The sequence below is a fragment of the Psychrobacillus sp. OK032 genome, from assembly GCF_900111345.1.
Lineage (GTDB): Bacteria > Bacillota > Bacilli > Bacillales_A > Planococcaceae > Psychrobacillus.
Window position 1 is genome coordinate 412,881 of the sequence record NZ_FOGY01000002.1, and the last position, 26,506, is coordinate 439,386.

Consider the following 26,506-nt stretch of genomic DNA (forward strand, 5'->3'; position numbering starts at 1 on the left):
CGTTAAGCAAGCGTAATACTTACATCGCCCGCCGCTATTTTTAATTGGTCCGCTGATGCGATCGTTTTCGTATTCGTTAATGCACCGTGGTAAAGTAGGTTGCCCTCCGTTGCTGCGTCTAAGATGCCGATGTGCGTTACGGTTCCCCATGACGCCGATGCAATCGGAAATAGTACGTCCGCTGAACTAACCGCTACACCGTTTGCCGGTGCGTTAAAGGTAATCGTTTGCCTTACGTAAGCACCTCCGCTTACTTCCGTACCTGTTTTAGCATCCGTTGGGTCTGCCGTGTATAACGCTAGATAAACCGTTGCCGGCGCTACCCACGCTTGCCCTCGTAAAGTTGCGTTTAATAACGCGTTTTCTAAGTAATCGCTCATTGCTGCCATATCGTAATTCCTCCTAATTTATAGTTATCGCGCCAACTACCGGTACTTCGTCGTTGCCGAGTATGATGTTCGCCGTAAGTCCGTTAATCCGTAAGTCCGAATAGTCGATTACGCCGTCCGAATCTAATATCGCGTTACCAATCGCTGTATAACGCACCGTGTCGCCTACGAACGCAATCGACTTAAAGTAATCCGTCACAATAGCGTTAATTGACGTTCGTACAGCGTTCATATCTGCGCCTTCTCGTATCGTAAGCGTTGCCGTTATATCAATCGATACTTCTGTTACGCCGACCACGGTTACGTCCGCAAGTACGGGGCGTTGCGTATCGATGTGCGCCTTTACTTGGTCTAGCGTCATAGCGGAAGGACTCCGTTTCTCCGAATTAATTACAACGACTTTCACCGTTCCTACGCCTTGCCATATCGGATAACAGCGCGCATCTGAAATACCCGCGATTTCCTTCGCCCATTGTTCGTAGTGGTATTTATTACCGCTTGTTGCCGGACGGCTAACCTTTTCGTGGTAACGCGCGTATAATTCTTCGTCCGATTCCCCGTTAATTCCGCCGCTAAATACCTTCTCGTTTGTAACCGTAACTGCCCCGCTAAGGTCGCCTAAAACGTCTGTTATTGCTCCGATTGCGACATTGCCGGAAACCCCGCCTACTTCCGCTTCTACCGGTACATCGATTGATTCGCTAATAAGCGTCTTTTCCTCCGTCGTGACGAAGTATATAGGCGCGCTATCGCTATCCGTTGACAGTAGCGTCCCTAGCGGAATGATTTCCCCTACTGCGCCAGTTATCGTAACTAGCCCGCTAGCCTTGACCGCTGTTTTCCGTGTCATGCCCTGCTCGGCTACGCGTCGTTCGAGTAGTTCGCCCGTAGACGTTTCGGCGAATCCGAGGTTCAATACGTTGTCCATCTGCGTATAGGCTTGCGACAATTCGATAGCCATCGGACTAAATAAGTCCCATAGTACGGAGCCTTGTCGCTTGTCGAACGTATCTGGAAACCGACTAAGTAGACGGTCGAGTATCGTTTCGTACGTTTCGTTTTCGTACATTAAATAGTCACCTCGCTCTCCATACGCTCTCCATTCGTAAGCGAAACGTCGAATTTAATTAGCACCGTATCGCCGCTGTGACTGACGTTGAAATTCGTAACGTCTGCGATGCGGTCGTCGTAAATAAGCGCCTCTCGTATTACACGCGGTATTTCTTCGTCTAAGAGCTCGCGTGTTACGTCTGCGCCGATTAAATCCTCGATTTCACTTCCGTATTGATCGTCGTAAATTAAAAAGCGACTCCGCGCAGTCCTTATCGCCTTAACGATGAACTGCCGAATCGCTTCTTTTCCGTCTACTATTCCGCCTAGCCCGCTCGCCGTTAATTGGTACGTGAGAGACGGCTGTATTTCCATTTCCGTTTCTAATACGTCGTTTTCGATTTCTTCGAGTGTTTCCGGTATAATCGCCATTTATCGCACCACCTTATCGATTACGTGGTATAGTTGTCCGTCGTTTGTTTCGAGTACAAATACTTCGTCGTCTACCGCAACATAGCCGTCCTTAAACGTAATTTGCATATCAACGCCACTGAATGCGCCTGTCACACCGTTAAATGTAGCCGTCCCTTTAACGTCAGCTTTGCGCTCATGCGGTAATATCGATTGCATTATGACTAGCGAATCCATTTCGATGTCGTCTGCGTCGCCTTCGATTCTAATAGCGAAGGGGCTAACGGACGTAACCTTTGCGATGTGCGTACGCATTTCTACGTTGTGGCCGTACTTACCGATTAAATTAACAAGCCGTGCGCCTGCGTTTCCTTCTTCGCGTCCTATCGTAATCCCCTCCGTCTATTTTTTCGTAGTAGCTTTCGCATCTTTATCGTCTTTGTCCGTTTTCTTCGCGTCTTTTTTCGCTTTCTTTTTCTTCGGCTTCTGCGGCTTTTCAATTCCGAGTTCTTCGTCGCTTATTTCGATTTTAGGTAAATCGAGTGACGCGCTAATTTCGAGTTTCATTTCGTGCTTGCCGTCGCTGAACGTGTGGGAATCGCTTGTGACGTAGTAACCGCCGGCAAGCCCCGTCATAGGCTCGCGTACATAAACGCCACAACCCGTAACTACGTCGATGATACCGATTGCAGAAACGGACGCTTGATCGTTTAGAACGTTAAGCTCTTTTAATAACGATTCGGCGCGTTGTTTAACCTGTGAAGTCGTCGCCTTTTCGTCCATTTCTTCGTAATGTTGCATGATTCCGTAAAGTTTCTGCGATGCAACGGATTTCGCCGTATGAGTAAGTTTGTTATCTTTACCGCCGACTACTTGAACTTGCGTTTTCGTGTCCTCCATCGAAATCGAATAGCTTGCGCTCGTTAAGTTCGAGCCTGCTGCGAGTATCCACGGAGTTACGTTATTCTTGTGTTGCATTAGCGTTAATTTGCCGTCTACATTACCGAAGAAGAATCTCTTTTTCGTCTGCTTATACGTAAGGTACATCGCTTTCTGCATCATGTCGTACAACGAATGATTACGAAGAATCAACTTTGGAATAACGTAACCTGTATCCTCGATATTGCCGACAGGTATGCCGAAGTCCTTCGCTAGCTGTTTAACGATTTCAGACGCCTTCTTATTCTTAAACTGCCGAGTAGCTTTCGATTTTAATGTATAGTAGTTTCGGTCGTAGCACGTTACGGTCATATTGCCGCTTTCATTAATATCCGTATCAAATACGCTTCCTACGAATATCCGCTTATTATTGATGAAATACTGAATCGCTTCGCCGTTACTCACTGCGAAAGCTTTATAGCGCCCGTCTATCGTATTTTTAAATTGCAACGTTAGCGTTCGGTTAGGCTTTTCGCTATGTCCCGACCAGGTAGCCGAAGTAAGAAAGTCCGCGATGTCGATGTCGCGGATTAAGAGTCGCGTACTCACGGCAGCACCAACTTTTGACCGGGCTTAATTACGTTCGGATTCTTGCCGATTGTCGCTTTATTAGCTTCGTAGATTTTCTTAAAATCAGCGCCATTTCCGTAAGTCCGTTTAGCAATCGCCCATAATGTGTCGCCCTTCTTAACCGTGTGTGATTTCGGTGCTTTTTTATCTTGCGTTGGTCTAGATGCCCCTGCCGCCTTTACTACGTTTGCTTTCTTTTCGACTTTCCTTACGGATGGCTCGCGATATTCTACTGCCGTTAAACTGTAAAAAATATCGCCAACGTGACCGGCACGCTCCGGTTGTATTTCGAATGATTCGATAAGAACTGGAATACTTACGTTTGTTCCCGTGATTAATAAGCGGATGCTTTTACGAGTATCGCGCCACGTTTCGAGTTGTAACACCCAACTGCGTGCGTTCATAAAGTCGCTGTATTCGCAATAAGCGGGATTATAGTCGCGAGGAAAGAACGATTCGAACGATACCGTTTTTAATCCACGTTCGCCGGGTATCGTAACTTCGCCGAGACTTGCTACGTTTACCTTCGATACTCCATACGGTGAAGTTACGGTGAACTCCGAAGGATTAACGGGTAATCGGAGGTATAATCCTTCGCGATCTTTGAGCCAAAACTGAATCGGATTTGTCATACCATCTGATACCCCTCTCGTTCGATTAATCTCGCTATTTCCATCGCAACTGCTTCAATGTCCGACTCTTGGCGCACATGGAACGTGTTACCCGATATCGAAATATCTCCGCGACCGCCTTCGGAATTACCACCGCCGGTAGGCGCCATTGCTCCGCCATAAGAAACGCCGCTCATTACGCGGTCATAGTCGTCCGCTTCAAAACGATTTAACACACGCTCGCCTTGATGCAGTCTAGCTACGTAATTATCGTAAGGCACGCGCTCTAGTCCGTTATAATGTCCAGGTAATAAGTTACCAGCGAATTCCACCGCCTTACCGCCAACTTTCGAGAACCAATCCGGCACTTTTACGCCTTTTAGCAAGTCCGCAAATGTACGGACGTAGCCCGCCGCTGTGCTGATGTAGCCTCCGATAGTTTCGAAAACTCCGCCGACTTTACTTAGCACTGGCATTACTTTGTCTAGTACAACGAGAAGCCCCGACGTCCAATAATCGACGAACGGTTTTAAAATCGTATCCCATAACCACTTAATGATTACTCCTAAAACTTCGAAAGCCGCGCCAAGTAGCGAAATTACCGGTCCCATTACTTTCCAAAGATTCGCCGCTAATGTCGTTACGATTAAAAGTGCAGGCGCAATAATATTGTTAAACGCCATTACAGCGATGTCACCTACGATTTTTAATGCGTTGCCAAGTAGCGAAAGCATCGGACCAACTAGCGACCAAAGCGCTGTTAATGCGCTCATGACGATTGATTTCACGTTCTCAAAAACTCCGCCGAGCATAATCACGGTCGGCTGTAACTCCGTCCATTTAGCCGATAGATACGCCATGAAATCGGAAGCCGCCGCCTTTACTGCGTTTATAAAGTTGAAAATACCCGCTATTGTTTCGTTGGAAAATCCGAGTTTCGCGAGCATAACCGATCCGTCCGTCTGGCTTCCTGTAGCTATCGTAAATAACGCCTTCACCGTATCGACTACGCGTGAAATCGCATTGCGGAATTGTTCGCTACCTTTATACGCTGCCATGAAGCCTATTCCGATTGCCGTGATTCCTAGCGCAATTAATCCGATTGGTCCTGTGATAAATGCGATTACTGCGCTAATGCCCGTGAAAATTCCCGCTAGTGCGCCGATGCCGAATAGTGCCGTAGCGAGTACGCCTAACCCTGCCGCGACGGGCGTCAATATTGGCGATATTTTCGACCAATTATCGATGATATAATTAACGGCCTTCTCCGAAGCTGCCCCGAATTTCTCGATTTGTTCGAGAATCGGATTGAAGTCAATTTCCGATACAAACCTCGCTATTGCTACGACAGGTTCTTCGAGTGCGTCTCCTATTCGGATTGCGAGCGATTCAAATGTACCGCCCATTTCTTCGAAGGCTCCGCCGATTCCAGACATCATCTTAGCGGCGGTTTCTGCTGCGGCTCCGTCCGATTCAACGAGCGCCTTAGTAAATTCGTCTAGCTTATCGGGTCCCGCGTCTAGTAACGATAGGAACGCCGAAACTCCTTCGGTCCCTACTAGGTCTTTCAGTACGCCTACTTTTCCGCTAGCTGTCATGCCTTCGAGACTAGCGCCGAGGTCTCGCATCATTTCCGATAATGACTTCGTACTACCATTCGCGTTATTTGCGCTGAATCCGATTTTATCCATTAACTTCGACTGTTTTTTAAGTGGTGATGCTAATGCCATTAATCCGCTTCGTAGCGCTGTACCGGCCGTCGAACCGTCAATACCTGCGTTGGTGATAAGTCCTACCGCTGCTGCCGTTTCTTCAAGCGAAATGCCTAATGCGGCTGCCGGTGCCCCTGCGTATTTGAACGCGTAACTAAGGTCCATTATGCCCGCTGCGGATACGTTCGCTGCCATTGCCAGTACGTCCGCAACATGCGTAGATTCCGCCGCTTCGAGCGACCATATATTAAGAGCCGACGATACTGTGTCCGCTGCTAATGCTAAATCTTCTGCGGATGCTTCGGACGCTGCGATAATACCGGGCATGGCTGCGATAACTTGATTAGCGTCGAATCCATTTGCGGCTAAATCCGCCATTGCGTCCGCAACTTCCGTCGCTCCTTTTGACGTATCAGCGCCTAGCTGAATTGCCGACTCTCGCATAGCGTCTAATTCCGAAGCACTTGCGCCGGCAATTGCGCCAGCTTTTCGTAAAGCATCGTCAAACGACGTGAATTCCTTTATTGCGTACGCTGCGCCCGCTGTGATTGCTGCGAAACTTGCCGCTGAGCCTACGGTTAGCTTGTTAAGTGATGCGGTCATTTGATCGTCGAGCATGAGTCGTGCGACTAAATCGATTGCCATTTCCTATTTTCCTCCCCTCTTCCGTTTTTTCTCCGCTTCGACTTCTTCGTCGATAACGAGTAATTCCGACGCATACATGAACGCCTTATGACGTTCTTCTTTCGCGTAGAATTCGTCGGGTGCTATGTGATGCCGTTGGAATATGCGGTGGATTAGCGCTGCCTCTCCGCCCGCCTTGATTAGTTTTTTGCCGCTTCAATCTCCGTCGCATCGCCTAATCCACTGACGTTAAGTACGACTTTCGTAACTGCTGCGATTTCTCCCGCTAGTAGCGCTTTTTGAATACAATCGGCTCCGTCACGCGCTCCGTAATGTTTTAGTAATGCCGCGTCGCTAAAGTTCGGCTCGATAATTGCTGCCGCTAACATAAGTCCGCTTAATTGCGATTGGTCGACGCGCTCCGTTTTATTGCCGTTCTTTCCGTCGTAAACGGTAGCTTCTGCGCTAAGTTTTTTTACGTGGTCGCCTGTTAGTGCGCGTACTTTGAATTCCGTATTCAGTCGTGGCATTTCGATTGTTTCTTCAATTTCCGTTGTTGCGCCTAGTAGCGCTTCTAATGCGTTCATTTTCGCCATTTATAAAAACCTCCGTTGAGTTAGTTTTCGAATTAAAAAGACGACGCCATTACGACGCCGCCCTCCGTTCTTATTGCGTTATTAGATGTACTCGTAACCTTCGTAAACGAACGGTAATTCTTCCTCGACTAGCGAGCCGTGTTCGAAGTTGATTACGGGAATTTGCGTAAACTGTACGCCTTTCAATACAACCCACTCCGCCGCTACGTCCGTATTTTCCGGATCGTCTAAGTGAATGTGGATTTCCGTTACAAATGCGCCTTTGCGGTCGTCCATAATCTGACCGATAAGTTTCGCAAATTCGTTGTTCATTTTGTAGCTGTTAATCGTTCCGCTTGCGCTTACTGACATCGCTTTATGTCCGACCATGCGCGTACCCGAACGTTTAATATCTTCGTAGCTTACTTCCACCGACGCTTCAATTCCGAAAGCGTTCGTTAGCCAAACGCCGTCGTGATAAATCTTTCCGTATGAACCGGAAATAGCTTTCGTAGAATCCATTGCCATTTATGCGTCACTCCTTCGTTATATTTGCGTCTTTTTAGACGTTGATTGTTAAGAAAATACGTTCCATGCTGTCGACTTCTACGTAGCTAATCGCTAGGAATACGCTATCGCCAACACTTGGTCGTAGCGCGTCCAATTCGACTTTTGGCGCCATCAGTACGTTGTTAGTTTCTAACGTTTGTAAATACGCTTTGATTGCGCTGATTAATGCGACTTGTCCAGCCGGGTTGTTGTCGACTTTACCGATGTAGCGATTCTTCGCTGTTTCCGGAATATCCGTCGCAACTGCTTGACGCGCGCGCATGATGCGGATTTTACCGCGTTTAGACGTATCACTATCCGTTGTTACGCCCTGCTCGACTTTAATCGTTTTGCCATCGTTCACTAGTACCAAAGAGCCGCTAGTTAACGCCGTTACAATTTCGCTATTTTTCAAACGCTTGTTAACGTCTGCAAGTGGTAAATCTGCGTACGTAATCGACTTGTTAATCGGTGTGCCTGCGATAAGTCCTGCGATGTACGTTGCGTAAACTGCTGACTCGATTTCGTCGCCTGCGCCTGTAATTCCGCCGACGATTAAGTTAACGATGTACTTGTCTTTTAAGCGTACTGAACGCGCATTACCTACTGTCGGGTCTGCATCCTCTTCCGAAGTTCCGCCGAGTACCCATGCGAAGTGCTTACCTTCTTCGCGGTTGCGTTCAACCCACGCCTTAGTAGCGTCTTGCTCGTCCGGTGATACATTTTGCGGATATACAAATACGTTAAACGGACGCGCTTCGTATTGATCGCGAATATCTACGTACTGTAATGTCGCTTCTAGCTCCGGTACTGCGTAAACTAAAACCTCCGCCGCGCCGCCTTGTAATACGTTTAATACTGGCTTTGCGTTAACTGAGCCGAATAGTTCGACTGCATCCGCTTCACCTTCGATTGTGTAAAATTCGCCTGACTTCGCCGCACCGCCCGTATAATTAAATAACGGTAACGCTACAACTCCGCGTGGACCGCCCGTAATTGCCGCTAATGCCGCCTCTACGAAATTCAGATATAAACCGGGTCTGACCGGTAATGATATCGGGTCCCATTGTCCTCCGTTTGCCATTAAATACCGCCTCCATTTTTTTCTTTTGCTACTTTCTCTAGTGCCGTTCGAAACTCGTTCCATGACGTACCGTTTACCTCTGCGTTCGAAACAGGATTAACTTCCACGTCCTCCCACATCGCTTGACCAGGTTCGGTATAAATCCGATGTTCGATGATTTGCATTTTCGGTACTGGCGCAAAGTAGCGCGCTTCCCTTACTTGCGCTTGTAGTACGCCGACTACCGCAAATACGCCGTCCGTATCCGTCTTGAACGGTTGCGAAATCGAAAAAGACCCTAGCGACATATAGCCGGTAGCGTCTTTAATCGGTATCTTTATTTGCTGATTTATTGCGCGCTGTAATAACGTTGCTCTCTGAATACATGCGATTTCTGTTGCCGCGAAATAAACGACTTGGTACTCGCGATCGATACGGAAATGGTACGCCGTTTCACTTTCGCTACTGTCGCCGAGATAGCGGATAGATAACTCATTCGCCGTATATTTAGGCGGTAAATGTTGCCGCCATACACGCGCAAATGTAGCGGTAGTACCGAGATATGTCGCGAGCGTTTCGATTTCCTGCGTTATATCCGCCATACTACCACCCCTCGCTGCGTAACGCTTTTTCTACTTCTTCTTCGAGCCATTGCGCCCAATCTCCGATACGTGACTCCGCGGATTTATCGAGGAACTTCTTTTCGGTACCTGGCGTCAAAAGACTCTTACCGCCTGCGTCCATTTCGTGAATATAGTAACCGTAGTTAAAACGCCCACCTTGCGTAGCGTTAGCGCGTATCTCGATATATCCGTTTGCGCCAGGCTCGAATACCTCCGACTGTAGCTGACGACGTAGGTTACTCGAATCTAGCGGAGCAATATCGCGTGACTCTCGTACCCAATCGCGTTTAATATCGCCTAGCGCCACCGCCGCACCTTTATTGACCGCCTTCGGTGACTGCCGTAATGCTCGGTCAAGTCGCGTACGGTCAATATGGAATTCTTGCGCCATTACAGATGCACCTCCGTTAATCCGGGCTTGCCGTCAATCATTCGGATAGGTGCGATAAGTTCCGGTGTACGTTCGACTGCCACGCCTAATTCGTTTGTGTAATTAATTACGTCGTCGTACGCAATATTCGGCAACTTATCGAAAATTAGTGACACGTTGCTTACGACCTCTTTTCCGAGACTATTGACGATAACTTTAACGGTTTCATCTGCGCGACATTTGAGTATAATCGTTTCGCCGGGTGTTCCGTTACCCCAATCGTCCATAGTGCCGGGCTTCGTAATCGTAGCCGTCTGTTTTAGCGGTATTAACGCCATTACAACGTCACCCACTTTATCGAGCGTCCTGCCGATAGATTGACGCCGTTTTCCGCGCCGATTAATTCGATTGCGTCCGCCGGTATAAATGCGTCGAGTTCCTTCTTCGCCCAATCCTTAAACGTAAACGCGATACCTTTTACGCTGAACGACGCTACGCCTTGTTGCGCCAATTTATTCGTATCGTTAAATGCGCCTGCTAGCGTCGCCGCGAAAAGGTAGTTCGCTTCGTCCGGTATTGTAAGCCCCGGAAATTTCCGTTTGAGTGTGCGGTCAGAAACGTTTAGTAGCGCTGTTTTACGTTCTACGTCACCGTCGATAAAGTCCTCGTTGTCAAGCGTATTTAAACGGATATAAGCCGTTGCTGCTTCGATGTCCCGCGTCATAAGTTACGCCTCCTTTATTTTGCGGAGGGCTTACGTGCGGGCGCTTTCGATGCCGGCTTTGCCTCCGTTTGTTTCGGTTCGTCTTGTTTGATTGCGTCGGAAACGCGCTCTAGTACCGCGATTTCTTCTGCGTCGGTTGTTTCGTAAACGCCGTTCGAGAACGCCTTGTGTTCGCCATTAACGTAGAAGCCTAGCGATTTATATTTCGATATATACTTTGCCATCGTCTACCTCCTAACTAAAACGACGCAAACCGTTAAGTCTGCGTCATAATAGCGTTAATTATTTCAAGCCTTTGATGCGAGCGTGTGCTTTCTCTTGTTTGAACTCAAGTAAGAATTCGCCCACGATTTGACCTTCTACGTAGTCACCTTTAGCGCCTAAGTATTGGTGCGTGAAGTCACGGCCTTTAAGTGGTTTGATTTCCGTACGGTTAGCGTCGACAACAAATACTTCGTCAGCCGCTACGTTGTTATTAAGAACGATTTCCGCTGCGCCGAAGTCAGATAAGAAGTGGTCAACTACTTGGCCGCGTCCGTTATCTTGGCGTTCAAGTGTGATTTTGTCAGCGCCTAATTTCGAGATTGCACGTTTTTGTTTCGCGCCTACTACGATTTTGTAGTTACCGCCAGTAGCGAATCCGCCAGCTTCGTAGATAGCTTGGAACGCGTCTGTCAACATATCTTCCGTTAAGTCTCCGCCTGCTGCGTTTTTAACGTTTGTTTGAATGAAGTTACGGATACCGCCAGTCTGACGCACTTTACCGTCACCTGATTCGTATTTAACTCCGTTGATTACCGCTTTTTCAAGTTGTAACGCTAGCTCTAATAATTTCTTTTGTTTTTCGTATTCGTATAGATCGTCGATACCGTGTTCAGACGTTGCTGCTGCCGTACCAGAAATCGAAATAGACTCGTCGAAGATTTGCGTTAAGTTAGATACGCGTTTACGTGATTTGAAACGAGCTTTACGAGCGTCTGCACCTTCTACGCCTTCTACGAATTGGAATTCGACTTTAGCTGCGTTACCTACTGCTGCTGCCGTAGTTCCTGCATATCCGCGAGTAACCGTTAAGTCGTTAGCGTTTACTACTGTAACAAGCATTAATTCTTCGCCGACTTTAATAACGTGTTTAGCTTGGAAAATTGAACCGTCTGCTACTTTAATAGTAGTTGCATCAATTAGCGCCGTTGCAGTCGTAGTTGTTTCGTCTGCGTACATTTCGTCCTCGAACCATTGGTGCTCAACTTGTGATACTGATTCGCCGAAACCTACAAGCGATATCATTGGTGTTTGATGCGGATTAAGTAGTAATAGTTCGTCTGTTACCGATTCTTTCTTGCCTACGATTTGGTTTTGTAAAATTGTCATTTAATATTCCTCCGTTGTATGTGTTTTTTGGGTATTCAAAAAGCCGCCGACATTTCGTCCGCGACCGTATTACTTCGTTTATTTTCCGAGTTGCTTCTTCAATTTTGCGTAAGCAACGCGATGTTCTTGGCGTCCCGTCTTGCGTGCTAATTCGGCTGCGTCCGATAATAATTGGTCAGCCGTTTTGTCCGCTACGTCGGTGTTTCCGTTTGTCGCCTGTCCGATAGGCTGCTGCGCCTTCTTGCCGACTAGAAACGGTTTATTGTCAACTAGCGCTTTTACAACGTCATCCATTCCGACTACTTTACCGTCCTCGTCGATTGTCACGGCCGATAAATCCGCGAGTGCGATAGCGTCGTCTAAATAAGCGACATTGGCGCCAGTAGCGACCTTGTTAAATTCGTTGCGTATCTTTTCGGATTCCGCTTGCTTACGAATGGCTTCGAGTTGGGCCGTTAGTTCGTTCTTTTCTTCCTCGAATTTCTTCGCTAATGCTTCCGCGCGTTCTTTCTCCGATAATTCCGCAAGTCTTTTTTCTTCGAGTAGTGCTTCGTATTCGCTAGCCTTCGTTTTCAATTCGTCGAAGCCTTCGTATTTTTTACGTTCTCGCTCTAAGCGCTTCTTTAACGCTTCTTCGAATTCGGCTTGCGTCAGTAATTTTTCCGTTGGTGGTTCCGTAGGCTCTTGCGGTTCTACTGGCGCAACTGGTTCCGTCGGCTCTGCCGGTGGTTCCTCCGAAAAATACTGTAGGTTAAGCGTTAGTAAATCGTTAAGATTCGTCATAATGTATTACCTCCGTGTTGGCGCCGTCGCGCATATTTTGTTACGCCGTTGCAGTTTAGCGACTTATACGTTCGGTCGTGTTGAGTTAATTACCGTTAATTCTTCGTATATCCGCCGATGTCCTAGAAGGGTCGCGAAGTGGCGATACTACGTGCTTACAATTCGGATGGAATATTTCTCGGCGAGGTAACTCGTCAATATACGGATAATCGCCAGGTGCTTCCGCGATTAGCTTGACGATCTTACCCTCGTAACCTCGACACGCATCCGTAGCGCCATGTGTACTAATAACGCCGTAATAAGCGCCTTCGTCGATAGCTTCGTTAATAGACGCTTCACGCTGCGCCTGCATTAACTTCGTACGAGCGAGCATTTCCGTATAATGCGATACTTTCCAGCGCCTACCCGACGCGTCGATAATGGCTTCGTTCGCTTCTGCCCCGAGTTGCTTCCGTAATTCCTTACTTAGCGCCGACTTAATCGACCGTACGCCGTTAATGCCCGAGGCTGTCTGCGCTCGAATAACTTCTGCCGATGCTTTGCGAATAATAACGCGTGTGCGTCGCTCAATATTCTGCGTAACTGCGAGTAAATCCGCTTGCGTGTCCGCGATCATGGCTGCGGCTAGTCGACGATTCACTCCGTTAAACTGCGCTATCTTTAACGCATCTTCGAAGGTCTCCGCTAGATGTAGCGACATAATAGTACGGGCGATGCCGTCGTTAAACGCTTTGTCCGTCGTTAACGCTGCCCATTCGTCGCCGTACTGCGCCATATCGGAAAGTATTCGGCTGATATTACGCTCGGTAGCGATGATTTGCGCGCGTTCGAAATCCGATAGAAAAAGCGTATCGAGTTCGCTTCTTACGTCTCTAAGTGCGCGCTCATACGCTTTGGTTAGCTTATTAATATCGTAGTCATACGTTGGTTGCGGAATGTCCGGCATTAGTTATCACCGCCTTGCGTCGCGATCGTGTTATCTGAAATGAATTCCGCTAGTTGTTCGGCGTTCGTATTACGCTTACCGTACTGCTTGTGAAAATCTACGTGACACATCTTACAAAGCGTGATACCGTTATCTACGTCCGTCCTACATTCGGGATTATCCGCGAAGTTAAGTATGTGATGCGCGTTTATCTCCGCACCTCTTACGTTACAACATTGGCAAGTGTAGTCGTCGCGTTCGAAAACGCCTTCCCTGAACGGCTTATATGCCCGTTGTTGTCTTTTTTGTTCTCGTTCTTCGTCGGTGATGTTCGGGTCCCTAAGTGCTTCGCTGATCTTATCACTACGACATTGCCGACAGTCCTTACCTTTAAAAAAATTATTTAGATTCGTATGTCCCTGTGTACCACATTTACAAATGTAAGGCATAGGCAGAATTGAATTTAAAAAAGAGTCCGCTAGTAACACTTTTCCTTGTTCCTCGAAAAGTTCCCTAACGTCCTCTAATGTGTACTTACGTTTAGCATCGCCTATTTTTTTGTACCCGCATTGCTTACATGATATTCCAGAGTATTTAGCGGCGCCTAATACTATCTCCGACTGGCTTCCGCACCTACATATATATTTTAATTTATCTCCGAATGCGTAAGAAGTTGAAAGTAATTTGCAACCGGATTCAGTAAATATCTGTTCTATTTCTTCGATAGGAGTTGTCTTGGTTTTAGAAGCCTTCTTACGCCCACAAGACGCACAACTCTTTCCGCGTTTAGCGTTATTCACTGACATAGTACTTTCATTTCCGCAAGTGCAAATGTAACGCATCGGTACGTCCTTGCTTGTGTACTCTTTTTCTAGTAGTACGAAACCGCGTGCCTCGAAAACCGCTAGGACCTGTTCCATCGTTAGTTTTGCGGGCATATTATCACTCTCCTACTTCGTTAAAAATACTAGCGTCGACTGTTCCGACTTCTCTTTCAGCGTCGCTTCCAATGCGACTTATAATTTCCCTCGCTTGAATATCATCTACGCTGTCCATTCGTTTTACCGCTGTAGCGACGTCTATCGTGGCTTTTCCGCCGGTTCTAATCTGCATTATTTCGGCTTGTTCTTTTAGATTTTCGGGAAGTCCTGATCTCCATGTAATAATCGGGTACGCCGCTTCGAATTTTTTATCTCCGTGTGCTATATCGAGTAATTGACAGTTGTATAATGCGTCGCGAATTGCTAGGTTATAGTGCGTCTTAATTCGATTAGTTTTCGAAAGGATCGGCATGAAGCGCGCCTTAATCGCAGCTCCATCTGTATGGGAAGTACCAGTACCCCCTGCGTTCGCATCCCCGAGTACTGTACCGAATAACCACTGTGGCGTCTCCGCAATTTGAAAAGCCATACCGATTAATGTCTCTAACTCTTTAAATGCTCCTTCTAGTTTACCGTCCCAAGTCATATAACCTGGGATGGCGTCGTCTTTAGTTATCGGAATGTATGCGCCCGATATTCTGACGTTGCCTCTTTCTCCTAATTCCGGTCCGTATGTCGGAGGGTCCGAGTGTTTGTAAAGCACCAGATCAATTTGGGCGAGTCTATCGTTAATTGCGATTAATATCGATTCTATCGCCTCTAACGTCCCCTTACCTTCCCATGCGTCGTCTACCGATTTATACGGTATATGGTGAACAAGTAACGTCGGCACACCCGTTTCTATAACGTCGACTTCACGTCCAGTAGCGACTTTTTCTTCGATAGTAAACGTCTGTAACGGATAACCGTATGAGCTATCGACACTACCTTCCGTCGCGGATAGACGATAGCGCTCGTACATGATGTAACCGGGTAAATGACGCTCTACGTTTAAGAACGGAATGTCCGCTTTTACGCCGACTACCCATTCGACTGATGCGATATTTACCGCCTTGAACGCCTTGACGTTACCTCGCGCTGTTTCCGGGAATACGCAAGATGCCGAAATATGCTCGATAATAGGCTCCATTACTGCGTCGTCCGGTACGCCCATTCCTAGTTCCGCTAATGCAGAATAATCTTGACGGTAATCATAGCGCACCTTAATCCACGCATCGCCTCGGTAGCCGTTTGATAACGTCGACTCATGTATCAACTTAACTAAATCGTTTTCTTCGACGTAGCTATTAATTGCTACTTGTTGTGGTGTATCATCTGCTAATCCACTGTCGAATATCGGTGGTTCGCCTACGAGTAAATCCGCTGCTTTAGTTACGAGGATATCTGCGAAATTAGCTGCGATATATAGCTTTTCTAATTGCGCTGCGTGCGGAGTATCCCGAAGTATAGCGGTAGCACGTTCGTAAATTTCTAATGCTTTTCCGTCATATAACGTTTTCATGCGTTTATATTTAGAAAGTCGTTCCCGTGAGTTTTCTGGTGGAAATACCGCGCCGACCTTTATTATTTTGTCGGTGTACACGACCGACCCACTCTCGCTTAGTTCGTCGTCCGATTTACGACCGATTTTGAATATGGCGATTATGTCCGCCTCCTTTGCGTTTACTTTGCGTCAAAAAGACGCCTCTCTTAGTAATATCGTTTTAAGTCTCTGTGTCGCGGAGAACCATTTCCGAAAATTTATAGCCACGAAGGTTTATTTTGTACTTCGATCTTACGGAGTGATTGCGCTAATTGGAAACACATGCTCAAAGAATCCGGTCCGTCGTCGTGTCGAGCGTTTGGATATAACTCTAGCTGTTCGATAAGCAATCGATGTTTTTTGCTGAAGCGTATCTTACCGTTTTGGATATCCGGTAAAAGGGCTTCGATACGTAACGTTTTTCTAACGCGCTGTTTAACTTCTTTGACTCGCGTTGTTCCCGGATACCCGTGACGATGTAACTCTTCTTTTACTTTGTGCGCGAACCACTCTTGTGCCATCTGCGCCTCAACCGCGATTCCTGCGTATTGATACTGTAGCGCCTTCTGAACAACGGTATTCAGCAAAATATCGGGATGCACACGCTCTATAAACGTATCGACGATGTAGCAAACACCGGTTTCTCTATTCCTGGCAAGCGTTACAATCGCCGAGTAATCGCCTTTTTCCTTACCCATCGCGAAATCCACCGCGGCATAGTAGTCGATTTTCATGCCTTCGAGGTCCGATTCGTAGAAATATGCGAATTCCTCTGGCTTGAATATTTGCGAATCCGGATCGGTAGGATTTCCGAGATACTCTTGGTTAAATGCTCGTCCGCCCATTGTTTCGCGCTTCTCCATAAAATATTTATACGAATACATCTGTGGCCATAACGTTTTCGTACCTTTTAACATTTCGTCTTTATTAGCTTCGTAGAATTCCTCTGACTTCGTTAATGCGTCGGGGCTATCGCTATTGTATATCTCGCGCCAAACGTCCCATAAGTCCTCGCGTTCCGTCCATTCGAGAATTGCGGGGAACTTGCGACTTATAAAATCCTTACGTTGCGTTATAACGTGATTAAGAAGCGAATCCGGTCCTAAAATTGTCCCCATATAGATACACATACCGCCGAATCCTAGTGCCTCCATCATTTCGGAACGAAACCACTGCAGGTTTTTTGACCGTAACTCCGGCGTATTCGTATTAGCGTTACTCTCTAAATCATCGAGCAAAAAAAGTCCAACACGTTCGGTTAAATGGCGGAGTCCACGCATCTGCGTCCCCATACCCTTCGCTTCTACCTTCGTACCGGTTGTCGTTATAAATTCGAGTTTATTGTCGACCTCATTTGCGGAAGCCTTCGGGTGTAAAAGTTCACCGAAGTCGCTACGAAGCTTTTCGTTAAACTTGAGATTCTGCGATGTAAACTTAACGAAGTCGCCCGCTACGTCCGTCGTTTCGGACACCTCTACGATGTATTTCTGCTTACGGAATACTACCTGGTGACATAAAAAAGCGTTACTAAGATACGCGGTTTTCGCATGGCGTCGTCCTACCGACCATGCTACGTTAGTTTGAGTATTGCCCTTCGCTACGTCGTCCAATAGCCCACATAGTACACGGTGGAACTCCGCAGCATCCTCGTACGATTGACCTTCCGGTATTAAATTGACCTCGTTAAGCGGATTTTTACCGTCGGAAAAATATTCGTATGTGAAAAATAGTAAATCGTCCTCACACCGATGTATTCGTTCTAGCCGACGTAATTCCGCCAGCCTATCTCGGTAATCTACGCCTAATCCTGCGTTGAATATATCGTCGATTGAACCGTCAAATTTCGTTTCAATTGCGTTAATGTATTCCGCATATGTTTCGATCAGCTCAGCGCGCTTATTACGCTCTAGCCACTTGCCGCTTACCCACGCCATCCACAACGCCTCCTTTTCGATATGTATTGCGCCACATGGACGCTTTATTACGCTAAAGTCAAAGTGATTTTTTGTGCCGGCTTATGTTCGGCCACCTGGTAACGGGTTTTGCCGGTACGCCTTTGGGGGATTCGAATTGTTTCCGTTTCATACGCAATTCACACCGTATATTTATGCGCTTCTAGCTTTGGATAATCTTTATTATGTAAACTCGATTGTTCTTCAACCGTTGTCACTACGCCATTCATCCGCTATACGCAACTTAACGTTATACATTAATTATGCAGCGGTCGTTGGGCGTAGTAATTCCGCATACTTACGATAAGTAACCGGCATACCCTACGCCCCACCTCCTGCATACGATTTGCATACGCTATTTCCAAAGCGTTTGACCCCTACGTCCGCAAGGCGCCTCTGCCCGGTGCTACCCGCCCTACCTACGTACTCACCCCGCCTATATAGCGCCTACCCATGACGGCATATGTCGCCCACCCTATCGGAGTTCCTTCTATTATATGCGCCGTTATAAAGTACGTCCGACACGCTACCCTTTTCGTAGGCTCTCGATCTCCGCTTTAATAGCGTCAATATCCGTACCCTTGTCCGTAGTAGTAACGTCTATCTTCTCTGATAACATGCCGTGTGCTTGCAGTAGCGTGCGTAGCATTGCCGCGTTACCACTTTCGATAATATGTCCGCTTACAGACGCCATTACTTCCGGTAAGCTATCGAGTGTGTTTGCGACTATCTGACGTTTCAATGCGTCGTTAAAGTCGTCACGCTTACGCCATTCGTATAATGTATCGCGGTTAACTCCGATTTGTGCCGCTATTTGTGCGTAGGTAAGTCCGGCTCTTTTAGGTTGCGCTAATATCGTTACTGCAGCGATTTGTTGTTCGTTAAGTTTCGCCATGTGTCCGATTCACCTCCGTTTAATTATTCCGCTTACCATCCGACCATTTCGACGATGAAATATAGCGGGTTAGTCGTTTCTAAATCGTTATCCCTTGCGTATTGTTTCGCTTCATCTAGCGTCTTGAACGTATAGTATCCGCCTGTATCGTCCTTTACTACGTCCCATACTCCGTAACTTTCGTTAGTAACGAGTGCTGTCCGTGGTAATACGATGTACATATAAAAACCTCCGTTTATATATCGTAGGAATGTCCGCCGGTATTATATAAGACCACGTTACATTCCCCGTTTAATGTCCTCGCCTGTCGTTCCGACTAAAAACATAGTCTCGGCTAACGCCCTCGACAGATGTTACTATAATCGTATATCCCTTTATCGATAAAGAACTTCGATACAATAGTGGTGCGACGAGCCGTCTTTTCAGGCGAAGGCGCCATTACTTAATATCCTCCGTACTTATACGTTATCTATAAGAGAAGAGGTTATCGGCGCCTAAAAGTGTCTTGACGCCTACTCTCCGTAAGCTTAACCGCCATTTCTACGATTGCAGTTTTTGACCCAAATTCGACGTTAGATTGCAGTTTTTGACCCACGCTTAATAAGGCAAGTCCGCTAATTTCACGTTTGCCTGTTCGGAATAGCTTTCGCCCATTACAAATAACGTACGTAACGCTTCTGCATACGGTGTATATTCGTCACGTTTGCGATACATAATGTCGGGATTAATAACGTATAGCTCCGTTTCGAAGAACAGCATCGTCGTCATAAATCCGTATTTACGTAATTCCCTCGTATAGCGATCGACGAACTTACGGTCGACTCCGATTAGGTTAGCTAATTGTATGTGCGACATATAGCGTAGTTTCGTCTGGTCCGTTTCCTCCGGATTATCGCATAGGCAACAATATTCGAAGTTAAAATACGGAATCATCTTATATAGAAGTCCCGCGGCTTGTATCGTTAAATTAGCGATGTCTGTCCGCGTCTTAATCTGATACACTTTCGTATAATACGTCTTGCGTACGTGCTTTCCGATGGAATGGTAATACTCGTTAATTCCGTATACAACGTAACGACCTTCGCGCTCCGTAAATAACACGCCATGCGAAACTAAATCCGCTAGTATTTCGTCTGTAGCTCGCTTACCTTTACCGATTGCCTTCGCAATAGCTGTCGATGTCATACGACTGCCGTTACTGTACAACTGACCCCCGCTATTCATCTTCAAATACGGAATCAGCTTCATTAGCGCACCTAGTTCGATGACCTTTAGCGTTTCGCTTAGTAGCTTCGCCGTATCGTGATAGCAATTGACGTAGTAGCGAGTCGGACCACTTTCGCGCAATTCCTTACGTCGTTTAGCTTCGCGCCAGTCCTCTAACGTTTCATTCGTTTGTATCGATACTTCATCGGCATATCCGTATACAATGTCGCGACCATTCTCGTCTGTGTACCGTTCGATAGCGTTACTCATTCTCCGCATACCCCTTCCAGTCAAACGAGGCGATAGCTTCCGTCATTTGCGCTATTAATTCGTCATACTCGATTCTACCAGTTACGTAATCATCGATAATATCTAAGGACATATCGCTAGTCGGCGCGCCCAATAAATCCGACAATAAGTACGTTAAGCTGTCCATTTCCGTAAAATACTCGTAAAGTTCCGTCCCCATTAAGTTGTTCATAGCGTCAATCTTTCCGCATAATCCTCGCGTTATCTCCGCAACTGTTTTAGTTAATTCGGCTTTGCTAATCATTGCGAATCACCGTCATTCACACGATCAATCTGCGCTTCTAACTCTCGCAATACGCGCGATGTCTCCTTCGCTTCACGTTGTAGCGCCTTTAACCCCTTGATTGCCGATTCTACGTTTACCTCTACATCTACCGTAATTTCGCGATTATTTCTCGCCATATTATCGTCCCCTTGTCGTAGTTTCGTCGTTTAATGTCCGCCGACAATATAAAAAGACGCCCTTTAAGGACGCCCTAACCGATATCCCTTAACGCCAATGCTTCGTCAATTCTGCGTTTTGCAATCGCTACGTATTCCGGTTCGCGTTCAATGCCGATAAAGTTTCGGTTAGTATTAATCGCTGCGATTGCGGTAGTGCCGGAACCTAAACAGTTATCCAGTACGGTATCGCCTTCGTTTGTATAAGTGCGGATTAAATACTCAAATAATTCCGTAGGCTTTTGTGTCGGATGTAAGCCACGCTCTACTGTATTGAAGAAGATAGCACTTTTAGGGTATCGTTTTCCGTCGGTATTCACGTAGCGAGCACCCTTTTGATTCCCGTAGTTACTCGATGTTACCTTTTGAGTTCCCTTGTCGTACGGCTCACCCTCTGTAAATTGCGGATTGTATAACGGTGGCTTTTTATAGAATACAAGTATGTTTTCGTGATTCTTCATAGGCATCTTTTTAGCGTTAAGATGTCCAGTCCCCTTTTGCTTTACCCAAACCCACTCGTATTTTAAAAGTTTCAGATTACTGACTCCCAAAACCTTATCGAATGGTGTCTGTGCCGTTAATACGATCGCGCCGTTATCTTTTATAATGCGTTCATATTCCGCCCATAACTCGTCCAATGGTATAATACTGTCCCACTTATTTCGGGTCGTTCCATACGGTAAATCGCACAAAACCATATCAACACTTCCATCATCTATGCGTTTCATTAGCGTTAGACAATCGCCCTCATGTACTTCATTAATCGCTAGTGTATTCGTCATTTCTCCATCGCTCCCATTTTCGTTTTCCCTATAATAAACAATCGCGTAGAAGGCGTTAGGGATTCGCTTTTCATTTCCGGTAGCTAACCGTCAACTATCTACGCAATATAAAAGACGTCCAGTTACGGTCGCCTTATTTACTATCTTCTTCTAATGATTTAATTGCCAAATCCAGAGCCTCTCTAAGCAGCGTATAATTCTCAGGTGGGTAATTTGATTTAATTACTTCAATCGCTTCTTTATTCGTCATTTCGCTATCCCTCCGCATCCTAAAATACGAAAGGGTCGGACGGAGCACACCCGCCTCATGCGTCACCCTTGCGTTTGTTTATGTATTACTAGCGAGCCTTACCGCTATTCACACGGAGTTTGCTCGCTTGTCATTGCGTTTATTGCCCTTCATATACTAGGATAGAAACTCCGCTATAATATGGTTACCTGCGTCATAAATCGCTCATTTTATACGTAATTACCGGCTGCCTGCGCGTAAATTCGTCGTATTTCTGCTTGCGTTCTTTATTGCGTGAGTGAACGTTAGCGTCGCGCAAGGCATCTTCGTAGGCACTCCTTTTACGGCGCTTCGGCACGGAGTAATCACGCCCGTCCATTCCGATATTCATTGCGGCAGTGTATGGTGCCTCGCCTTTCTGCGTTAAACCCTTCGCCTCATGCGCGCCCTCGCGTCGTCTAGCGAGCTGTATATCGGACAGGAACGGATATTCAGTGGACGTCGCTTTATTCGATGCCGTGTCCGTTAATTCTTCGTATAGCGCTAGGTTCGTAAGCTGATCGAGTAGATGCGCATCTAACGGCGGTGTTTTCGGCTCGTAACCGCCCTCTAGCGCTCTAAGGCGTGCAGGCTCGTGATATTCCGAATGTGCTAGGGCATAGGCGTCACCTACGCACTTTATCCACGTTAGTCGCTCCGTACGGTCAAGCCCTCGCTTTGTAGCCGTTCTTATTGCGTTAATTTCGCGTCTTAATGTGTCCGTATATGCTTCCGTCATGTTGTAGCCTCCGTTTCATTTTCGTATGTTAATTCTCCGCTAAGCCACGCCCAGCTTTCGTAAACTGCGTCAATGTTAACGACTGCTGCGTCAATATGCGTGCTTACGACGTCCTGTCCGACGCCCATATGTGCGCCCGCGACCTTCTGCGTTAAATCCTCTACGTACACTAGCCGCAAAGCCTCCGCTTGCCTGTCCGTTAGATTAGCGCGCTTAACGGCGTCTGCAAAGTCGACTAGCGTGTCGCTGGCGTTCGTGTCTCCGACGTAGCGGCGCTCGGATAATGCGTGTAGATTGCGTAGTATTGCCTTCGCTTGGCTTGCGCTCATTATTTATCGCTCCCTTACGTTTAATTTCGTTGCATCTTGCGCATACTTGCGTTATAATTACGTTAATTAACTAACATCGGAGGCTCACCGCTATGCCTAAATCAACCGCACTCTTAGACGGATTCTCATTCGTACCATCGGACGGCCTGCCCGTCGTCACACTCGATAAACAGAAACGCTTTTACCTTAACGCTGGGCTACGTAGCTTTATCGGAGTGGAGGCGTATAACCGCATTGCCATCGCATATGATCCCGTTAATAATGCGCTAGCCATCGTAAAGCCAGAGGCGGGCATCGCTGCAGCGGACGGCTCTTATTACACCGTAGACAAGCGTCATTACATAAGTGCGCGCCGTTTTTTACAGCGATATCCGATTGACCTCGCCGATGCTCCGATATTCTTCGAGTATGCGACGGCTAGCGAAGATGGGACTACGTTTATTTTCCGTTTAAAAGCGTGAGTAGACGTTCACCTATCGCTTGGATTACGTTTACTGTAACGGCGTTGCCCGCTTGTTTATAGCGTTGTGAATCGGACAAGCCTGCGTCGACTACCGTTTGATGCTGTTCATCCGTAAAGCCTTGTAGACGCCAACACTCGAGAGGCGTTAGCTTGCGTATGCGGTAACGAGGTGCATCGGCTACTTTTATGCCTTCGCCTTTATTCGTCGTTAATGTAGGCGCTAATCCTGCGTCAATATCGAATACTTGACCGTTCATTCCTCTACCGCTAGGATTCGTATTGCCTAGGACACTAATCGCTACGCCGTGTTTATCTTGCGCCGTTAATGTGGATGATTCTTCGTCGTTATCCTTGAATCTGCGACCGTTTTGGCGCTTTTCTAAACGATCAGGAGTTAACACCGGACGGACTTCTTCCGCCTCTAGTACCGCATTTTGCGTTTGGTTACGGTTAAGTCCGCGCCAGTCACTCGCAGATAGACACACTGCTACGTCCTGTTCATCACCTATTCCATCTTTCCTGTTGTACTTGACTGGCGTTTGCTCGACGACGCCCTGATTTATATTCGACGCTTCGAGTGTATTAGCGATTTGCTTACCTACACGACCTCTGCGCGTATTGCTATCGGGAAATTGGAAGTTTACGGCATCGCCTACGGCTGCCATTGCGTAGCCTTGCTTCGTTGCTTCACGGATTGGTAAGCCTTGTTCTTCCGCTATCTTCGGTTCTCGATGTCCTCCGCCCATTGTCGTAAGAGTAGGCGAAATGTGGTCAGCGTCATATACACGCTTGATTGCGTCGTGCCCTTTTAAGTCGATGTGTCCGACCATGCGAGGTTCTTTATATTCGCGAGCGGTAATGGTTGGAGCTACACCTTGATACATACGCGCTTTTCCTTCGTGTCCGATTTGGGAAACGTCGAATACCGTAGGCTCGTCTTGTCCGCGATCTTCTAACTGTGCTACAAGTGCAGCCGTTTTTTCTTCCGATAAATAATACTTCTCGTCCACCGACGCTTCTAATACGTCACGTAATCTCGTAGTCACTTCCGTTTGCTCCGGCCAGTCGAAGTTGAACGTTTTTGTATCGGCGTATCCGCTGATTCGACGTTTCCCCTTCGCAACTACGTTTGTCCCTTCGATAATCCATTCGCTAGGCTCTACGATATCGTCACGCAATGCTACGATAAATATTCGCTCTCTATTCTGCGGTACGCCGAAGTATTTCGAATTCAATACGTTGAAATCTACGTGGTATCCGATGTCATTTAACGTGCTTACGATTACGTCTAGCGTTTTACCTCCGTCGTGACCTACGAGTCCTTTTACGTTTTCTAGCAGAATAGCACGAGGTTGCTTCGTCTTAGCAAGGCGTGCTACTTCGAAAAACAAAGTTCCGCGAGTATCATCGAAGCCTAATCGTTTGCCAGCGACACTGAACGCTTGACACGGAAAACCGCCGACTAATACGTCATGATCCGGTACATCTTCCGCAGCGATTGCCGTAATATCGCCCGCAGTAGGCTCGCCGTATAACGCTGCGTACGACTGATTGGCGAATTTATCAATCTCGGAAGCTAGTACGCAATTACCGCCTAAACGGTTGAGAGCCGTTTCGAATCCTCCGATACCGCTGAATAATGATACGTAGTTGAACGGTTTACCCTCGTAAGATACTTCGTTTGTTTGCGACATTTTGCGTTCCCCTTTCGTTTTTGATTCGTTTACATTTACCGCGATAAGTCCTCCAGGTCGTTTACCGCCTTGATTTCCGCAAGCTATTGCCGGCATTATTCCGAAGGTATCGTGAACTCGGTTTTGATATTTATCGTTCGTTATGAATCCTAGTTTTATTATTTCGGACACTCAATCGCCCCTTTCGCCGTAATCTCCGCCATAAAACGCTCAGCTTCCGCAATTAAATCGTCGTAACTTCCGTCATTAGTCAACGTATAATCTACCTCGAACCCATCGATATATTGCTCGGTCGGATGCGTTAAGTCCTCGTAGGTAAACACGTCACCACGCGCCTGTGCACGCGCTATACGGACGTCATCGCTCGCAGTTACACGGACAATCGTAAAACCATTCGCACGTCCCCACGCTATTTCGTCGGGCTGCCTTCCGTCGGATATGACGATGCCTTCCGTAGAACGCCTTTCTGCGTATAGCTGAACGAATTGCTCGGCGTGTCGTATCCAAACGTTGCTATCGATTTCGCGGCATAGCTGACCGAATTGCTGATAGACTGCGCGAGGCTTTCCGCTAGTAAAGAAGTCCTCCGCGAATATCTTCTGCGCGTAATATTTCAGCGATGTACCGAAGCTGACTTCTTCAAAGCCGTAGTTTAGGCGGAGGTGCTGCGCCATAGTCGACTTACCGCTGCGCATTTTACCGACGATCATTATCTTCGGAATCGTCATCGACTCACCGCCTGCTCTGCGAGCGAACGGTAAAGCTCGTTAATCTCATACGCTTGCTCTTTTAGCGTCTGTTCAACTTCGTAAAGTCTGCGTGAGATATTCGCTAGTAATTCGATGACTGTCGGCGATGCTTCTACGGGCGTGCCTTCGTCCGCTACTTCGTAAGTTGCCGGTGCTTGTTCGCCGTATGTCGTCTGTAGTGCGTCGTGTGTTTCCGTTACAAGTTCGAATCTATCGAAATACAATCCGGATATAAACGACTTGTTATGCACGTCATTATCGTCATCTACGAAAGACACCTCGTCCCTTTCTACGCTGTATACTTCGTATACTTTTCCGACAGTTACGCTATAATTGAAATCTCCGCCAATATATCTAACCTTATCGCCAACTTTCGGCATCTCTTTTAACGTCATCCTCAATCGCTCCCTCTCCGTAATATCAGTCCACCCCACGGCGAACTATTTCGATTCCTACCGTTTGCCTTCCGAATTCCCACGCCTCTGATTCGGTTGCTACTAATACGTCGATGCGGAAGCCCTTAATATCTCCGCCAGTATCGCTCGCAATCGCCTTAAACGTCGTGCCGTCGCCTAACGTCACCCTAACGATGCTGCCGAGCGGAAATTGCCGAGGGTCGACCGCAATTACGCGATAGCTCTCGTAGTAAATCGTATGGCGAACATCTACGCCTGTTTTCGTTATGCCGGTGCAGCCCGAATCGCAAAGCGCGACGTACGCCGTTGCTTCGTATGCTATCGTTTCTCTGCGTGGGCTAGCCGATCGTGACGGCTGTTGCGGAGCTTGCTTCGGCGTTTCTTTCACCGCAACTTGTTCCGCCTTAATTTCGTTAGCCTTCCGTTTGTCTAATGCCGCCGCTAGTGACGCTTGCCTGGCGTGCACGTTATGCGTTAGCTCTGCGTCATCTAGCGCTGGATAGTACGTGAATTCTGGCGTAGGTGCCATCGTTGTGTGGCCGTTAATGAATAACGCGATTGCTACGAATAG

Annotated in this window: 34 protein-coding genes; 1 reads left to right on the plus strand and 33 read right to left on the minus strand. The window is 47.2% G+C overall.

Annotated elements, in window-relative coordinates; all coding sequences use genetic code 11:
• Nucleotides 1-2: 2 nt before the first annotated feature.
• The 29 genes from BMZ04_RS05620 to BMZ04_RS23115 form a co-directional block, all read right to left on the minus strand.
• Nucleotides 3-389, minus strand: coding sequence for a phage tail fiber protein (locus tag BMZ04_RS05620; protein WP_093266496.1), 387 nt, complete (start codon nucleotides 387-389; stop codon nucleotides 3-5).
• Nucleotides 390-402: 13 nt separating this feature from the next.
• Nucleotides 403-1,458 (minus strand): baseplate J/gp47 family protein, encoded by a 1,056-nt coding sequence (locus tag BMZ04_RS05625; protein WP_093266498.1) that lies wholly within the window; start codon nucleotides 1,456-1,458, stop codon nucleotides 403-405.
• Nucleotides 1,458-1,871 (minus strand): DUF2634 domain-containing protein, encoded by a 414-nt coding sequence (locus tag BMZ04_RS05630; protein ID WP_093266500.1) that lies wholly within the window; start codon nucleotides 1,869-1,871, stop codon nucleotides 1,458-1,460. The genes BMZ04_RS05625 and BMZ04_RS05630 overlap by 1 nt, the downstream gene beginning before the upstream one ends.
• On the minus strand, nucleotides 1,872-2,165 hold the full coding sequence (locus tag BMZ04_RS05635) for a DUF2577 family protein (protein WP_093266502.1): 294 nt from the start codon (nucleotides 2,163-2,165) through the stop codon (nucleotides 1,872-1,874).
• Between the two features lie 87 nt (nucleotides 2,166-2,252).
• Entirely contained in the window at nucleotides 2,253-3,338 is a 1,086-nt protein-coding gene (locus tag BMZ04_RS05640) for an XkdQ/YqbQ family protein (RefSeq protein WP_093266504.1), read from the minus strand.
• Nucleotides 3,335-3,991, minus strand: coding sequence for a LysM peptidoglycan-binding domain-containing protein (locus tag BMZ04_RS05645; protein ID WP_093266506.1), 657 nt, complete (start codon nucleotides 3,989-3,991; stop codon nucleotides 3,335-3,337). The genes BMZ04_RS05640 and BMZ04_RS05645 overlap by 4 nt, the downstream gene beginning before the upstream one ends.
• Nucleotides 3,988-6,327, minus strand: coding sequence for a phage tail tape measure protein (locus BMZ04_RS05650; RefSeq protein ID WP_093266508.1), 2,340 nt, complete (start codon nucleotides 6,325-6,327; stop codon nucleotides 3,988-3,990). The genes BMZ04_RS05645 and BMZ04_RS05650 overlap by 4 nt, the downstream gene beginning before the upstream one ends.
• 179 nt (nucleotides 6,328-6,506) lie before the next feature.
• Nucleotides 6,507-6,902, minus strand: a complete 396-nt coding sequence (locus tag BMZ04_RS05655) for a phage tail assembly chaperone (RefSeq protein WP_093266510.1) — start codon at nucleotides 6,900-6,902, stop codon at nucleotides 6,507-6,509.
• 81 nt (nucleotides 6,903-6,983) lie between these two features.
• A complete protein-coding gene (locus tag BMZ04_RS05660; RefSeq protein WP_093266512.1) occupies nucleotides 6,984-7,409 on the minus strand; it encodes a phage tail tube protein in 426 nt (141 codons plus the stop codon).
• A 34-nt stretch (nucleotides 7,410-7,443) separates the two neighbouring features.
• Nucleotides 7,444-8,577, minus strand: a complete 1,134-nt coding sequence (locus tag BMZ04_RS05665; protein WP_369802626.1) for a phage tail sheath subtilisin-like domain-containing protein — start codon at nucleotides 8,575-8,577, stop codon at nucleotides 7,444-7,446.
• Nucleotides 8,514-9,095, minus strand: a complete 582-nt coding sequence (locus BMZ04_RS05670) for a hypothetical protein (RefSeq protein WP_093266516.1) — start codon at nucleotides 9,093-9,095, stop codon at nucleotides 8,514-8,516. Before BMZ04_RS05670 ends, BMZ04_RS05665 begins: the two co-directional genes overlap by 64 nt.
• 1 nt (nucleotide 9,096) lies before the next feature.
• Nucleotides 9,097-9,507, minus strand: a complete 411-nt coding sequence (locus BMZ04_RS05675; protein ID WP_093266518.1) for a hypothetical protein — start codon at nucleotides 9,505-9,507, stop codon at nucleotides 9,097-9,099.
• Nucleotides 9,507-9,824, minus strand: a complete 318-nt coding sequence (locus BMZ04_RS05680) for a hypothetical protein (RefSeq protein ID WP_093266520.1) — start codon at nucleotides 9,822-9,824, stop codon at nucleotides 9,507-9,509. The genes BMZ04_RS05675 and BMZ04_RS05680 overlap by 1 nt, the downstream gene beginning before the upstream one ends.
• The gene (locus BMZ04_RS05685) at nucleotides 9,824-10,210 is read right to left on the minus strand and encodes a hypothetical protein (RefSeq protein WP_093266522.1); all 387 of its coding nucleotides are present in this window, start codon (nucleotides 10,208-10,210) and stop codon (nucleotides 9,824-9,826) included. The genes BMZ04_RS05680 and BMZ04_RS05685 overlap by 1 nt, the downstream gene beginning before the upstream one ends.
• A 14-nt stretch (nucleotides 10,211-10,224) precedes the next feature.
• Entirely contained in the window at nucleotides 10,225-10,434 is a 210-nt protein-coding gene (locus BMZ04_RS05690; RefSeq protein ID WP_093266524.1) for a hypothetical protein, read from the minus strand.
• A 58-nt stretch (nucleotides 10,435-10,492) separates the two neighbouring features.
• Nucleotides 10,493-11,581: an SU10 major capsid protein gene (locus tag BMZ04_RS05695; protein WP_093266526.1), complete on the minus strand. Its 1,089-nt coding sequence runs from the start codon at nucleotides 11,579-11,581 to the stop codon at nucleotides 10,493-10,495.
• Nucleotides 11,582-11,659: 78 nt separating this feature from the next.
• On the minus strand, nucleotides 11,660-12,364 hold the full coding sequence (locus BMZ04_RS05700) for a phage scaffolding protein (protein ID WP_093266528.1): 705 nt from the start codon (nucleotides 12,362-12,364) through the stop codon (nucleotides 11,660-11,662).
• An 85-nt stretch (nucleotides 12,365-12,449) separates the two neighbouring features.
• Entirely contained in the window at nucleotides 12,450-13,310 is an 861-nt protein-coding gene (locus BMZ04_RS05705; protein ID WP_093266530.1) for a phage minor capsid protein, read from the minus strand.
• Nucleotides 13,310-14,227 carry an HNH endonuclease gene (locus tag BMZ04_RS05710; RefSeq protein ID WP_093266533.1) on the minus strand — a complete coding sequence of 306 codons (918 nt, stop codon included), beginning with the start codon at nucleotides 14,225-14,227 and terminating at the stop codon, nucleotides 13,310-13,312. Before BMZ04_RS05710 ends, BMZ04_RS05705 begins: the two co-directional genes overlap by 1 nt.
• 4 nt (nucleotides 14,228-14,231) lie before the next feature.
• A complete protein-coding gene (locus BMZ04_RS05715; protein ID WP_255367812.1) occupies nucleotides 14,232-15,671 on the minus strand; it encodes a portal protein in 1,440 nt (479 codons plus the stop codon).
• A 239-nt stretch (nucleotides 15,672-15,910) separates the two neighbouring features.
• Nucleotides 15,911-17,626 carry a phage terminase large subunit gene (gene terL, locus BMZ04_RS05720; protein WP_093266535.1) on the minus strand — a complete coding sequence of 572 codons (1,716 nt, stop codon included), beginning with the start codon at nucleotides 17,624-17,626 and terminating at the stop codon, nucleotides 15,911-15,913.
• A gap of 544 nt (nucleotides 17,627-18,170) precedes the next feature.
• The gene (locus tag BMZ04_RS05725; RefSeq protein WP_093266538.1) at nucleotides 18,171-18,539 is read right to left on the minus strand and encodes a phBC6A51 family helix-turn-helix protein; all 369 of its coding nucleotides are present in this window, start codon (nucleotides 18,537-18,539) and stop codon (nucleotides 18,171-18,173) included.
• Nucleotides 18,540-18,571: 32 nt separating this feature from the next.
• On the minus strand, nucleotides 18,572-18,760 hold the full coding sequence (locus tag BMZ04_RS05730; RefSeq protein WP_093266541.1) for a hypothetical protein: 189 nt from the start codon (nucleotides 18,758-18,760) through the stop codon (nucleotides 18,572-18,574).
• Between the two features lie 376 nt (nucleotides 18,761-19,136).
• A complete protein-coding gene (locus BMZ04_RS05735; protein WP_093266544.1) occupies nucleotides 19,137-20,015 on the minus strand; it encodes a helix-turn-helix domain-containing protein in 879 nt (292 codons plus the stop codon).
• On the minus strand, nucleotides 20,008-20,226 hold the full coding sequence (locus tag BMZ04_RS05740; protein ID WP_177184334.1) for a hypothetical protein: 219 nt from the start codon (nucleotides 20,224-20,226) through the stop codon (nucleotides 20,008-20,010). Before BMZ04_RS05740 ends, BMZ04_RS05735 begins: the two co-directional genes overlap by 8 nt.
• 68 nt (nucleotides 20,227-20,294) lie before the next feature.
• Complete coding sequence (locus tag BMZ04_RS22250) at nucleotides 20,295-20,456, minus strand: hypothetical protein (protein WP_177184335.1); 162 nt, start codon at nucleotides 20,454-20,456, stop codon at nucleotides 20,295-20,297.
• Between the two features lie 74 nt (nucleotides 20,457-20,530).
• The gene (locus BMZ04_RS05745) at nucleotides 20,531-21,193 is read right to left on the minus strand and encodes a DNA-methyltransferase (protein ID WP_369802627.1); all 663 of its coding nucleotides are present in this window, start codon (nucleotides 21,191-21,193) and stop codon (nucleotides 20,531-20,533) included.
• A gap of 527 nt (nucleotides 21,194-21,720) precedes the next feature.
• Nucleotides 21,721-22,284, minus strand: a complete 564-nt coding sequence (locus BMZ04_RS05750) for a hypothetical protein (RefSeq protein ID WP_093266553.1) — start codon at nucleotides 22,282-22,284, stop codon at nucleotides 21,721-21,723.
• A complete protein-coding gene (locus BMZ04_RS23115; protein WP_177184336.1) occupies nucleotides 22,281-22,454 on the minus strand; it encodes a hypothetical protein in 174 nt (57 codons plus the stop codon). Before BMZ04_RS23115 ends, BMZ04_RS05750 begins: the two co-directional genes overlap by 4 nt.
• Before the next feature lie 251 nt (nucleotides 22,455-22,705).
• On the opposite strand from BMZ04_RS23115, the gene BMZ04_RS05760 reads away from it, so the two are divergent.
• Complete coding sequence (locus BMZ04_RS05760; protein ID WP_093266559.1) at nucleotides 22,706-23,074, plus strand: hypothetical protein; 369 nt, start codon at nucleotides 22,706-22,708, stop codon at nucleotides 23,072-23,074.
• Here BMZ04_RS05760 and dcm read toward each other — a convergent pair.
• From dcm to BMZ04_RS05780, 4 genes are read right to left on the minus strand one after another with little or no spacing between them, the layout of a single operon-like run.
• Entirely contained in the window at nucleotides 23,052-24,941 is a 1,890-nt protein-coding gene (gene dcm / locus BMZ04_RS05765) for a DNA (cytosine-5-)-methyltransferase (protein ID WP_093266561.1), read from the minus strand. The genes BMZ04_RS05760 and dcm overlap by 23 nt on opposite strands.
• Nucleotides 24,929-25,498: an AAA family ATPase gene (locus tag BMZ04_RS05770; protein WP_093266564.1), complete on the minus strand. Its 570-nt coding sequence runs from the start codon at nucleotides 25,496-25,498 to the stop codon at nucleotides 24,929-24,931. Before BMZ04_RS05770 ends, dcm begins: the two co-directional genes overlap by 13 nt.
• Nucleotides 25,495-25,914 carry a hypothetical protein gene (locus BMZ04_RS05775; protein ID WP_093266566.1) on the minus strand — a complete coding sequence of 140 codons (420 nt, stop codon included), beginning with the start codon at nucleotides 25,912-25,914 and terminating at the stop codon, nucleotides 25,495-25,497. Before BMZ04_RS05775 ends, BMZ04_RS05770 begins: the two co-directional genes overlap by 4 nt.
• A 25-nt stretch (nucleotides 25,915-25,939) precedes the next feature.
• Nucleotides 25,940-26,464: a 3D domain-containing protein gene (locus BMZ04_RS05780; RefSeq protein WP_093266568.1), complete on the minus strand. Its 525-nt coding sequence runs from the start codon at nucleotides 26,462-26,464 to the stop codon at nucleotides 25,940-25,942.
• Nucleotides 26,465-26,506 lie beyond the last annotated feature (42 nt).